Source organism: Ideonella sp. (genome assembly GCF_035254525.1).
GTDB lineage: Bacteria > Pseudomonadota > Gammaproteobacteria > Burkholderiales > Burkholderiaceae_C > Ideonella.
In genome coordinates this window covers 18,762-30,573 of record NZ_DATFAN010000092.1, presented here as the reverse complement: position 1 = coordinate 30,573, position 11,812 = coordinate 18,762, and the positions used below count along the sequence as shown (strand labels likewise).

Genomic DNA, 11,812 nt, shown 5'->3' with positions numbered 1-11,812 from the left:
CACTGCAAAGACGCACCTGGCTGGCCGCGCTGGCCATCGCTTCGATCACCGCTGCCTGGCCGATGACCGGCATGGCGCAGAAGAAGATCGTGCTCGGCTTCAGCCAGATCGGCGCCGAGAGCGAGTGGCGCACCGCCAACAGCGAATCGATCAAGGCCGCTGCCAAGGAGGCAGGCATCGAGCTGAAGTTCTCCGACGCCCAGCAGAAGCAGGAGAACCAGATCAAGGCGATCCGCTCGTTCATCGCGCAGAAGGTGGACGTGATCGCTTTCTCGCCAGTCGTCGAATCCGGCTGGGAGACCGTGCTGCGCGAGGCGCAGGCAGCGAAGATCCCCGTGGTGCTGACGGACCGCGCCGTCAACGTCAAGGATCCGTCGCTCTATGTCACGTTCATGGGCTCGGACTTCGTCGAGGAAGGGCGCAAGGCCGGGCGCTGGCTCGTCGACAAGATGAAGGGCCGGACCGCGGAGGTGCGCATCGTCGAGCTGCAGGGAACGGTGGGCTCCGCACCCGCGATCGATCGCAAGAAGGGCTTCGAGGAGATCATCAAGACCGATGCCCGCTTCAAGATCGTGCGCTCGCAGACGGGCGACTTCACGCGCGCCAAGGGCAAGGAGGTCATGGAGGCGTTCCTCAAGGCCGAGGGCAAGAAGATCGACGTGCTCTACGCGCACAACGACGACATGGCCATCGGCGCCATCCAGGCGATCGAAGAGGCCGGCCTGAAACCCGGCAAGGACATCACGATCATCTCCATCGACGCGGTCAAGGGCGCGTTCGAAGCCATGGTGGCCGGAAAGCTGAATGTCTCGGTCGAATGCAGCCCGCTGCTCGGCCCGCAGCTGATGGCGGCGGTCAAGGACATCCTGGCCGGCAAGCCGGTGCCCAAGCGCATCGTCACCGAGGAAGGCATCTTCCCGATGGAGACCGCGGCGGCCGAGGCGCCCAGGCGCAAGTACTGACAGAACTGAAGGCGAACTCCCCTCCATGAGCGATAGGCCGCCTGCCGCGCCGGTCCTGGAGCTGACGGGCATCGACAAGCGCTTCTTCGGCATCGAGGTGTTGCGCGATGTCCGCTTGACGCTGCACGCCGGCGAGGTCCACGCCCTGATGGGCCAGAACGGCGCCGGCAAGTCCACGCTGATCAAGGTGCTCACGGGCGTGTTCCCGGCCGATGGTGGCCAGATGCGCCTGGACGGCACTCCCATCGCGCCGGCGTCGCCGCTCGAAGCCCAGCGCGCGGGCATCAGCACGGTCTACCAGGAGATCAACCTCTGCCCCAACCTGTCGGTGGCCGAGAACCTCTTCGCCGGGCGCTATCCGCGCCGCGGGCCGGCGCAAGCCTGGCGGATCGACTGGGCCGAGGTCAACGAGCGCGCACGGGCGCTGCTCGCGCGCATCGGGCTGACGATCGACGTCACGCGCCTGCTGTCGACCTATCCGGTCGCCGTGCAGCAGATGGTGGCGATCGCCCGGGCGCTGGGGGTCCAGTCGCGGGTGCTGATCCTCGACGAGCCAACCTCGAGCCTGGACGACGACGAGGTGCACAAGCTCTTCGATGTTCTGCGCCAACTGCGCAGCGAGGGCCTGGCGATCGTGTTCGTGACCCACTTCATGAGCCAGGTCTATGCGATCTCCGACCGCATCACCGTGCTGCGCAACGGCCGCTGGGTCGGTGAATGGCGCGCGGTGGACCTGCCGCAGCCGGCGCTGATCGCGGCCATGCTGGGCCGGCCGCTGGCCGCCGGCTCGGGCGGGCCCGGCACGCTGCCCGCGCCATCGCCGGACCGCAGCGCGCTGCTGGATGCCCAGGGCATCGGCCAGGCAGCGCGCCTGCACCCGCTCGATCTGCAGATCCGTGCCGGCGAAGTGGTGGGCCTGGCGGGCCTGCTCGGCGCCGGGCGCACCGAGCTGGCCAGGCTGCTGTGCGGCCTGGAATCGCCCGACCAAGGGGTACTTCACATCGACGGGCAGGCCGTGCGCTTCTCGGGCCCGGCCGACGCGATCGCGCAGGGCATCGCGCTGTGCCCGGAGGAGCGCAAGGCCGACGGCATCGTCGCGGAGCTCTCGGTGCGCGAGAACATCGCGCTGGCGCTGCAGGCGCGCCGGGGCGCCTGGCGCGTGCTGTCGCGCGCCGAGCAGGCGGCCCTGGCGGAACGATTCGTCGCCCTGCTGGGGATCAAGACCGCCAGCATCGACACGCCGATCGGCCTGCTGTCGGGCGGCAACCAGCAGAAGGCGGTGATCGCCCGCTGGCTGGCGATCGAGCCGCGGCTGCTCATCCTCGACGAGCCCACACGCGGCATCGACGTGGCGGCGAAGCAGGAAATCATGGAGCAGATCCTCGGCCTGGCCGCCGCCGGCATGGCCGTGCTGTTCATCTCCTCCGAGATCAGCGAGCTGGTGCGCGTGTCGCACCGCGTGGTGGTCCTGCGCGACCGCCGCAAGGTGGGTGAATTGCCCGCCGGCAGCAGCGAAGACGCGGTCTGCCACCTGATTGCCGAACATGCCTGAAGACCAGACCGTCGCCTCCCGAGCTTCTCGCGCCTCACTCTCACGGCGCGCCATGCAACACCGCCTCGCCTGGCCGCTCGTCACGCTGGCCGCGCTGCTGGCGGTCAACGCCGTCTTCAACCCGGGCTTCCTGGACGTCGAGTGGCGCAACGGCCACCTCTACGGCAGCCTGATCGACATCCTCAACCGCGCCGCCCCCTTGGTGCTGGTGTCGCTGGGCATGACGCTCGTGGTGGCCACACGCGGCATCGACATCTCGGTCGGCGCGGTGGTCGCGATCGCCGCCGCGGTGGCCGCGTGGATGGTGGGCGGCTCGGTCGCAGGCGATGCCAGCCGCTTTCCTTTGCCGGTGGCCATCGGCGCGACGCTCGCCGTCGCCCTCGTGTGCGGGCTCTGGAACGGCGTGCTGGTGGCGGTGGCGGGCATGCAGCCCATCATCGCCACGCTGATCCTGATGGTGGCCGGCCGCGGCATCGCCCAGCTCATCACCGACGGACAGATCCTGACCGTGTACTACCCGCCCTTCTTCTTCATCGGCGGCGGCCACCTGCTTGGCGTTCCGTTCTCGATCTTCGTCATGCTGGCCGCCTTCGCCGTCCTTCATCTCGGGACCACGCGCAGCGCGCTCGGCCTGTTCATCCAGGCGGCCGGCATCAACCCGCCGGCTGCGCGGCTGGCGGGCGTCAAGGCCCGGCGCCTGGTGATCGGCGCCTATGCGGCCTGCGGGCTCCTCGCCGGCCTGGCCGGGCTGCTGATCTGCTCCAACGTCAAGAGCGCCGACGGCAACAACGCAGGCCAGTTGCTCGAGCTCGATGCCATCCTGGCCGTGACCCTCGGCGGCAATGCGCTCACGGGCGGGCGCTTCAGCCTGGCGGGCAGCGTCATCGGCGCGCTGGTCATCCAGACGCTGACCTACGCGATCTATTCGCTGGGCGTGCCGCCGGAGGTCAACCTCGTCGTCAAGGCCATCGTCGTGTTCAGCGTCATGCTGCTGCAGTCGCCGGAATTCCGCGCATCGATGCGCACCCTGGTGCAGCGTCCGGCACTCGCCGCCAGCCGCCAGGAGCAGCGGTGATGAGCGCCGACTCCACGGTCTCGCCGCGCTGGCCCGCCTTGCGCCTGCCCGGCACCAGCGGCCTGGCCCGCAAGCACCTTCCCTTCGTCACCACGATCTCGCTGTTCGTGGCGCTGGCCACGCTCGGCGCGTGGCGCTACGAAGGCTTCCTGTCGACGCAGGTCGCCTTGAACCTGCTGATCGACAACGCCTTCCTGCTCGTCGTCGCCGTGGGCATGACCTTCGTGATCCTCACCGGCGGCATCGACCTGTCGGTCGGCTCGGTGATCGCGTTGACGACGATGCTCTGCGCCACGCTGGTCGAACACCACGGCTGGAGCCCCGGGCTCGCGATCCCGCTGGTGCTGGCCCTGGGGGGCGGGTTCGGTGCGTTCATGGGCCTGCTGATCGAACGCTTCCGGCTGCAGCCCTTCATCGTGACGCTGGCCGGCATGTTCCTGGCGCGCGGCCTGTGCTACGTCATCAGCGTCGATTCGATCAGCATCACCAACGAAACCTATTCGGCGCTGGCCGAGTGGCGCCTGCCGGTGGTGGCCGGGGCATCGCTGTCGCTGGGCGCGCTGGTCGCGCTCGGCGTCTTCCTGCTCGCCATCTTCGTCGCGCACGGCACGCCATTCGGCCGCACGGTCTACGCCATCGGCGGCAACGAGCAGTCGGCACGGCTCATGGGCCTGCCGGTGCGAAGCACGCTGGTCGGCGTCTATGCCCTGTCGGGCCTTTGCTCGGCCATCGCCGGCGTGCTCTTCACCTTCTACATGCTTTCCGGCTACGGGCAACATGCGACCGGGCTGGAGCTCGACGCGATCGCCGCCGTGGTGATCGGCGGCACGCTGCTCAGCGGCGGCGCGGGCCACGTGGCCGGCACGCTGTTCGGCGTGCTGACCCTGGGCACCATCCAGACGCTCATTTCGTTCGATGGCACCCTGAGCTCCTGGTGGACCCGCATCGTCATCGGCGCGCTGCTGTTCGCCTTCTGCCTGATGCAACGGTTCATCACCGCGCGAGCGGCAACGTAACACCGTCGTACCTGACTACGGGTAAGCACCGAATTCTTTCGTTCGACGAGCAAACTAACATGGCGTCCACGCACGAAATCCCACATCGAAACTTGCGCTGATTTAGCGATAAATTTCACAGTTCACGCCTCCCTCACACGCATGGCCGAATCTCTCAAATCCCGCACTGGCCACAAGGCAGCGACGCTGGCCGATGTGGGCCGCGAGGCGGGCGTGTCGGCCATGGCAGCCTCTGCAGTGCTCAACGGTGCGCGCACCACGGCCCGGATCTCCGATGAGACGCGCAGCCGCGTGCTCGAAGCTGCCGAGCGGCTGCGATACCGGCCTGACGAGGCGGCGCGCGCGCTGACACACCGCCGCATGAACACCATCGGCGTCGTGGCCACGCTGCTGGGCAGCGAGCCGAACCTGTACTTCCTTGAGATCTTCAACGGCGTGCTCCGGGGCGCTGCGGCCGCCGGCCAGAACACCACGGTCTTCACGCTCGACGGATGGGACGACGCCGCGCAGCGCATTGCTCGCTTCTGCGACGGCCGCATCGATGGGCTGATCCTGGTCGCCCCGATGCTGGAAGACGATCCTTCGACCTGGCTGCCCCCGCACACGCCCGTGGTCTCCATCCACGCGAACCGCGAGATTGCCGGCGTGGCGAACCTCGAGTCAGACGAGGAGGCCGGCGCGTTCCAGGCGGTCTCGCGCTTGCTCGAGCTGGGGCACCGGCGCATCCTGCATGTGGGTGGGCCCATGGGGTCCACCGGCGCCGACCGGCGCATCGACGGTTACATGCGCGCTCACGAGGCGGCAGGCGTACCGCTCCTGCACGACCCGGTGGTTCGCGATGCATACACCTTCGAGGCTGGACGCGGCGCCATGGAATCCTGGCTTCAGCGCCATCGCGGCGAAGAGCTGCCGCAGGCGGTGTTCGCCGGCAGCGATGCCATCGCGCTGGGCTGCATCGATGCGCTGGCGGCACGCGGCCTGCGGGTGCCGGCCGACGTGTCGGTCGTGGGCTTCGACGACACGCTGCTGGCCCGCACGTCTCGCCTGGCCACCGTGCGACAGCCGCTGCAACAGATGGGCCGGCAGGCGGCCGAAGTCCTCCTGTCGCGCATCGAGACACGGCACGAGAACCCATTGCAACGCGCGCCCCGCAACGTCGTGCTGCCCACCGAGCTCGTCGCGGGCGCCACGCTGGCGGCGCCGCGCACCGCGCCGCTGGCCATAGGTTGACCCCGCACGTCCGCCTCATCCGAGTCCGTCCCCTGCAGTACCCCGAGGTTCCCATGCTCCAGACTGTCCAAGCCACTTCCCACGAGAGCCGGCACGACCGCGCAGCATCCATGCTCCCTGCAGGCCGGGCCGCAAGGTCGGGCTTGCGATTCGGCCGATGCGAAGTGCGGCCCGCGTCCCGGGAGGTGCTGGTCAACGGACGGAGCCGGCAGATTCAGCCCCGCCCCTTCGACCTGCTCGTGTACCTGATCGAGCATCGGGAACGGGTGCTCTCGATCGACGAGCTGCTCGACGCCATCTGGGGCCGGCAGATCGTTCAGCCCAGTTCGCTCACCGTGGCCATCAACCGGATCCGAAGCGTGCTGGAGGACGGCGACGGCGAGATCATCCGCACACACCACCGCGTGGGCTACCGGTTCGTCGCCGAGCTGGACGACGCAGACGCGGCGATCGCGCTGGTGCACCACGCGGCCGATTGCTGATTGGCTGATCGCGTGCGTATGCATACCGTTGGCGCCCTGCTCTGCATCGCGCTGCTCGCCGCCGCCACCGCATCGCCGGCGCAGGGCAGTGACCCCGTCACTCCCGAACGCGCCCGCGACAACTTCGCCCGCCCGGTTTTGCTGGCGCCTGATGACCTGCGCGCGTTTCCCGAGCCGCCGGCGGGTTTTGCCGACATGCAGCCCAGCGTTGCGCCCGGCCGCATCGAGACGCTGAGCTACGACTCCGGCATCACCGGCACCCGGCGCAGCGCGAGCGTGTACCTGCCGCCCGGGTACTCGGCAGATCGAAGGTACCCGGTGCTGTATCTGCTGCACGGCATCGGCGGCAACCAGGACGAATGGCGCGGCTATGTGCGCGCCCACACGATCCTCGACAACCTGATCGCCGAGGGCAAGGCGGTGCCGATGATCGTGGTGATGCCCAACGGCCGCGCGCTGCCGGACGACCGTCCGCCGGCTGCGGACCGGGTGTTCACGGCGGAGAACGCCGCGGGCTTCGCGAAGTTCGAGCGCGACCTGGTGGAATTCCTGATCCCGGCAGTGCAGGCCAAATACGCCGCCGCGAGCGACCGCCAGCAGCGCGCCCTCGCCGGCCTCTCGATGGGCGGCGGCCAGGCGCTGAACTTCGGGCTCGCGCACCTCGACACGTTCGCGTGGGTGGGCGGCTTCTCCGCCGCCCCCAACACCAAGCCATCCGACGAGTTGCTGCCCGACGCCGCCGCGGCACGCCGCCAGCTCGCGCTGCTCTACCTGTCATGCGGCAACAAGGACGGCCTGATCAACGTCTCCCAGGCCGTGCATCGTGCGCTGAAGCAGCGCGACATCCCGCATGTGTGGAATGTGGACGAGCACGGGCACGATCGCGAGAGCTGGGCCGAGAACCTCCACCATTTCGCACAGCGTCTGTTCCGATGAGGCGGGCGCAGGGGCGCCGCGCCGGCCCCGTTGTCGACCGCCCCTGGCAGTTCAAACGCCGGATCAGCGCCTGGCTTGGGATGCTGTGCCTTTCGGGCGCCGCGCTTGGCGCATCTGCTGCCGCGGCACCGCCTGCCAAGCAGCGCCTGATCGTTCTCACCGACATCGAGAACGAACCGGACGACACCCAATCCCTGGTGCGGCTGCTGCTCTACGCCAATGACATCGAGCTGCGCGGCCTGGTGGCCACCACCTCGGTGCACATGAGGCAGGGCGTCCACCCCGAGTCGATCCGGCGGGTGATCGCGCGTTACGCCCAGGTGCTGCCCCGGCTTCGCCGGCACGACCGCGCCTACCCCGAGGCCGCGCAGCTGCTGGCCCGCGTCGCCCCCGGGCAGCCCGGCTATGGCATGAAAGCCATTGGCGATGGGCGCGACACCCCGGGCTCCGAGCTGCTGCGGCGCGAGCTGGAACGCCCCGACCCGCGCCCGCTGTGGGTCAGCGTCTGGGGCGGCGCCAACACCCTGGCGCAAGCCCTGTACAGCCTGCAGCGCACGCGTTCGACCGAGGCCGTCGCCAAGGCCGTCAAGCGCCTGCGCGTCTACGCCATCTCCGACCAGGACGACACCGGGGCCTGGCTGCGCCGCCAGTTTCCGGACCTGTTCTACATCGTCAGCCCCGGCGGCTACGGCAACGCCACCTGGGGCGCCATCCACCGCGTGGTCGAAGGCATCGACAACAGCAGCGTCAGCAATGCCTGGATCGCCAGCCACATCCAGCAGGGCCAAGGCCCTCTCGGCGCGGCCTATCCCGACGTCGCCTACGGCATGGAGGGCGACACCCCCTCCTTCCTCGGCCTCATCCCCAATGGCTTGAACGCACCCGAACATCCCGACTGGGGCGGTTGGGGCGGGCGCTACGCGCTCTACACGCCGCGCCGCGAAGACACCGATCCGGGCGGTTTCAACGGCGGCGTCCCCATCGAGGCCGAGACACGCCCGATCTGGACCAACGCCGTGGATCGCTACCGCCCTTTCCCGCACTCAGCCTACGGCCGCCCCGTCAAGCCCGGCGAGCGCGAGTTCAGCGACGCGGGCGTGACGCTGTGGCGCTGGCGCGAGGCGTTCCAGAACGACTTCGCCGCGCGCATGCGCTGGACGATGCACTCGCCTGCCGAGGCCAACCATGCGCCCGTCGTGCGGTTGGCGCATGCCGCCGAGCTGCATCTGCGCGGTGGCGACTGGATCACGCTCGACGCCAGCCCCAGCACCGACCCCGATGGCGACAGCCTGAGCTTCCTCTGGTTCGCCTACCCCGAGCCCGGCACGCTCGAGGCCCCGCTGTCGCTGGGCACGGAGAACCTGGCCAGGTTGCGTTTCCAGGTGCCCGAGGTGGCCGCCCCCGCCACGGCCCACGTCGTCGTGCAGGTCACCGACAAGGGCACGCCCGCCCTCACCCGCTACCAACGAGTGATCCTGCACATCGAGCCGCGAGCACGTTGAGCGGGCACAGCCCGGGAGCTTGCGGGCCGCCCTTACTTCACGACGACGAGGAAGTCGACGGCCGTGCCGCCGAGCGTCACGCGGGTGCCGCCGCCGACCGTCTTCTTGTAGACCTGGTAGTCGGTCAGCAGCAGAGCGTCGTCCCTCCACTTGCCGCTGGCGCCGGTGTTGACGAAGCCGGCGGCGGTGAGCCATGAAGGCACGCCGGCCTGCTTCGAGAACATCACGTAGACGTCGCCGGTGGTGACCATCGTGAAGGACACGCTGGCCGCCTTCGTGGCGTCGCTCTGGCGCTTGGTGGCGATCCAGCCGTCGGCGCCGGCAAGCACCGAAGGCACGACGTCGAACGTGTTGTCGCCGGTGCCGTCGAAGTCGTGGTAGATCGGGTACTGGTCCTTCAGCGGCGTGCGGATGTAGAAGGCCGGGTTCGCGGAGTTGCCGGAAGCCAGGCTCGTGATCTTCGCGCTGCCTTCCGCCGGCATCGTCGAACCGTTGCCCTTGTAGTACACCGTCGTGCTCTCGGACGCGCCGTTGCCGTCGGACACGACGATGTCGTTGCGGCCGAGCGAGAGCACGTTGCGCCACAGGAAGGCGTTGTTGACGACCAGGCCGTTCGGGTGCTTGTAGCTGCCGTTGCCCAGGGCACCCTTGTTGATGCCGTTGACGGTGAGCGTCAGCGTCGGCGCGTTCGAGTAGGCCTTCACGTCGCCCTGGCCCGAGGGGTTGGCGCTGCGCAGGAAGTAGTGCGGGCCGACGACGTGGATGACGCGGCTGCTCTTGGCGAACGACTTGAAGTGGTAGTAGATGTCCTTCTTGTAGTTCGAGAAGGTGACCAGGCCCTTCGAGTTGATGAGGCCCTTGTACTTGTTGCACGCCATGTCCCGGAACACCCAGTTCGAGAACACCGGAACGTGGCTGGGCCGGCTGACGAACATGTCCTGGAACTTCACCTCGTTGGCCAGCTGCCCGAACTGCTCGGGTTCGTACCGGTCCACCGTGTGCGCGAAGTTGAAGTAGTCGGGGTTCTGGTTCGTGATCACCATGCCGGCCCCGGATTCGGAGATCCAGCGCCGCCCGTCGGTGATCCAGTCGTAGATCGTGCCCTGGCCGTCGTACCAGCCGGGGTAGGTGTTGTCGAAGATGAAATCGAGGTTGCTCGGCCGCTGCCAGTTGGACGCATAGACCACGGGCCGCGAAGCGTCGGCCGCCTTGATCACCGTGGCGTAGTGCGAGGTCGCGTCGATGCCGTTGGCCTCGTTGCCCGCGCTCCAGAAGACGATCGAGGGGTGGTTGAAGTTCTGGTACACCATCTCCTTGTTGATGGTGTCGCCGTTGGCCGTCGGCAGCCCGCCGCCGGTATGGCCGTTCTCGGCCCACACGAGCAGGCCGCGTTCGTCGGCCAGCTTGTATTCCAGCTCGGCGTGCGGGTAGTGGACGAGGCGCACGAAGTTGACGCCCAGATCCTGCAAGTTGTCCCAATCGGTGATCAGGTCGGCATCGGTGACCGCCGTCGCCCGCGTCTCCGTCTCCTGGTGTTTGCTCACGCCGCGCAGCTTCATCGAAGCCCCGTTGAAGACGAAATCGTCGGTGGTGAGCAGGTAGGAGCGGAAACCGATGCGCTCGTTGACCGAATCGGCGATGGCGCCATCGACCCAGACGTTGGCGTGCACGTTGTAGAGGTACGGATCGGCGGGCCCCCACAGACGCGGCGTCGGGATCGTTCCCGTCTGCGTGACGCTGACACTCTGGTTCGGGTTCACCCAAACCCATTGCTGCAGGAAGAGCACGACGTTCTCCGCGGCATCGGCCACGAAGTTCTTCACCAGGAAGGTCTTGCCGACGCTGTCGCTGTTCCTCACCACAGTGCGGATCGACACGTCGGCCGAGGACGCGCTGACATTCGACGGGGTGACGTACACGCCGCTGGAGGCGAAGTTGGTCGTCGAGACCTGATACTTGTTGGTCTTGATCAGCGACACCTTGCGGTAGATGCCGCCGTAGCCCTTCCACCCGCCCACGTTCTGGTCGGGCAGGCAGTCCGCGCAGTCCATGTTGCTCACCATCACCGCCAGCACGTTGTCGCCGCCGTAGACGATGGCCTTGGTGGCGTCGAAGGTGAAGCGGGTGTAGCCGCCGCGGTGCTGGCCCAGGTACTGACCGTTCACGTAGACGTCGGCCACCTGGAACACGCCCTCGAAGTTCACGTAGATCTGCTTGCCCGCGTCGCCCGAAGGCACTGTGAAGTGCGTGCGGTACCACGAGTTGCTGGCATCGGCGATGCGGTTGTTGTTCCAGTACGAAGCGACGACGTTCCAGGTGTGCGGCACGGTCACGGATTCCCACGCGCTGTCGTCGTAGGCGGTGACGCCGGCCCCGGTGAGCGTGGTGCTCTTCGTGAACTTCCACGTTCCGTTCAGCGGCACCTTCGCGCGGTCGACAAGCGGCTGCACGTAGGCCGCGCGCGCCGCGCCGGCACACAGGAAGAACGCCAGCAGGGCGAACACGGCCCACCAAAGGCCGCGGATCTTCGTCTCAATCATCGGAGTCTCCTCGACCAAGGAGCGAGCCTGGATGCACGTCTATCCCGGTCACGATCGCGGCGACTCTAGGCGAGCCTGGCGCCACCGTCCCAACCGATTCCTAACGGAACGATCACCCACCCTATGCATTCACCGAGCAGGGCGTGGCCATGTTGTCCTCGGTGCTCGGCAGTCAGCGCGCGATCGCCGTGAACATCGAGATCATGCGCACCTTCGTGCGCGTGCGTACCCAGACCGCCACGCATGGTGACTTGGCCAAGCGACTGGACGAACTCGAAGACAAGCCTGAGGCCCTGGCCATAGGCCACGACGCCTTCAGCCGCAACACTCGCGCTCAGCTCAAGCCGGTGTTCGACGCGCTGCGCGAACTCATGACGCCACCCGGTCCGTTCAAGCGGGTTCGTCACGCCCGAAGACAAGGGTAAGAAGGGGACCGCGGCCGCAAGACGCAAGACGCAAGACGTGACCCCGAAGCCCCCACGCCTCGGGGCGGCTGCGCCTTTGCGTCAGCACCGGC

General features: G+C 68.0%; 10 protein-coding genes. 9 read left to right on the top strand and 1 reads right to left on the bottom strand.

Annotated elements, in window-relative coordinates:
* The first annotated feature begins 2 nt into the window (after nt 1-2).
* From VJ693_RS08815 to VJ693_RS08780, 8 genes are all read left to right on the top strand, one after another.
* Nucleotides 3-962, top strand: coding sequence for an ABC transporter substrate-binding protein (locus VJ693_RS08815; RefSeq protein WP_324153356.1), 960 nt, complete (start codon nt 3-5; stop codon nt 960-962).
* A gap of 25 nt (nt 963-987) precedes the next feature.
* Entirely contained in the window at nt 988-2,514 is a 1,527-nt protein-coding gene (locus tag VJ693_RS08810) for a sugar ABC transporter ATP-binding protein (protein WP_324153354.1), read from the top strand.
* A 52-nt stretch (nt 2,515-2,566) separates the two neighbouring features.
* Nucleotides 2,567-3,589, top strand: a complete 1,023-nt coding sequence (locus VJ693_RS08805; protein WP_324153353.1) for an ABC transporter permease — start codon at nt 2,567-2,569, stop codon at nt 3,587-3,589.
* Nucleotides 3,589-4,605, top strand: coding sequence for a galactofuranose ABC transporter, permease protein YjfF (gene yjfF, locus VJ693_RS08800; protein WP_324153352.1), 1,017 nt, complete (start codon nt 3,589-3,591; stop codon nt 4,603-4,605). Before VJ693_RS08805 ends, yjfF begins: the two co-directional genes overlap by 1 nt.
* A gap of 141 nt (nt 4,606-4,746) precedes the next feature.
* Nucleotides 4,747-5,835 carry a LacI family DNA-binding transcriptional regulator gene (locus tag VJ693_RS08795; RefSeq protein WP_324153351.1) on the top strand — a complete coding sequence of 363 codons (1,089 nt, stop codon included), beginning with the start codon at nt 4,747-4,749 and terminating at the stop codon, nt 5,833-5,835.
* Between the two features lie 185 nt (nt 5,836-6,020).
* Nucleotides 6,021-6,317, top strand: coding sequence for a helix-turn-helix domain-containing protein (locus VJ693_RS08790; RefSeq protein ID WP_324153349.1), 297 nt, complete (start codon nt 6,021-6,023; stop codon nt 6,315-6,317).
* Nucleotides 6,318-7,253 (top strand): alpha/beta hydrolase, encoded by a 936-nt coding sequence (locus VJ693_RS08785; protein WP_324153347.1) that lies wholly within the window; start codon nt 6,318-6,320, stop codon nt 7,251-7,253.
* Nucleotides 7,254-7,333: 80 nt separating this feature from the next.
* A complete protein-coding gene (locus VJ693_RS08780; protein WP_324153346.1) occupies nt 7,334-8,755 on the top strand; it encodes a DUF1593 domain-containing protein in 1,422 nt (473 codons plus the stop codon).
* A gap of 32 nt (nt 8,756-8,787) precedes the next feature.
* Here VJ693_RS08780 and VJ693_RS08775 read toward each other — a convergent pair whose 3' ends face one another.
* Complete coding sequence (locus tag VJ693_RS08775) at nt 8,788-11,295, bottom strand: glycoside hydrolase family 2 protein (RefSeq protein ID WP_324153345.1); 2,508 nt, start codon at nt 11,293-11,295, stop codon at nt 8,788-8,790.
* Nucleotides 11,296-11,438: 143 nt separating this feature from the next.
* On the opposite strand from VJ693_RS08775, the gene VJ693_RS08770 reads away from it, so the two are divergent.
* Nucleotides 11,439-11,720, top strand: coding sequence for a hypothetical protein (locus tag VJ693_RS08770; protein WP_324153343.1), 282 nt, complete (start codon nt 11,439-11,441; stop codon nt 11,718-11,720).
* Nucleotides 11,721-11,812: the final 92 nt, after the last annotated feature.